Here is a 493-nt window from a genome sequence, read left to right as displayed (position 1 = left end):
GTCAGCCGCAGTGAATAGGCCCAAGCAACTGTTTATCAAAAACACAGCTCTCTGCTAAATCGTAAGATGATGTATAGGGGGTGACGCCTGCCCGGTGCTGGAAGGTTAAGAGGAGTGCTTAGCGTAAGCGAAGGTATGAATTGAAGCCCCAGTAAACGGCGGCCGTAACTATAACGGTCCTAAGGTAGCGAAATTCCTTGTCGGGTAAGTTCCGACCCGCACGAAAGGCGTAATGATTTGGGCACTGTCTCAACGAGAGACTCGGTGAAATTTTAGTACCTGTGAAGATGCAGGTTACCCGCGACAGGACGGAAAGACCCCATGGAGCTTTACTGCAGTTTGATATTGAGTGTCTGTACCACATGTACAGGATAGGTAGGAGTCTATGAGATCGGGACGCCAGTTTCGAAGGAGACGTTGTTGGGATACTACCCTTGTGTTATGGCCACTCTAACCCGGATAGGTGATCCCTATCGGAGACAGTGTCTGACGG

Annotated in this window: 1 rRNA gene; it reads left to right on the top strand. The window is 50.1% G+C overall.

The window, feature by feature from the left end:
- A 23S ribosomal RNA gene (locus QP439_RS08990) occupies positions 1-493 on the top strand; the annotation flags it as partial.

It is taken from the genome of Streptococcus sp. UMB1203 (genome assembly GCF_030217725.1).
Lineage (GTDB): Bacteria > Bacillota > Bacilli > Lactobacillales > Streptococcaceae > Streptococcus.
Note: the sequence above shows the minus strand (reverse complement) of the source record. Positions and strands in the feature narration are given on the sequence as shown.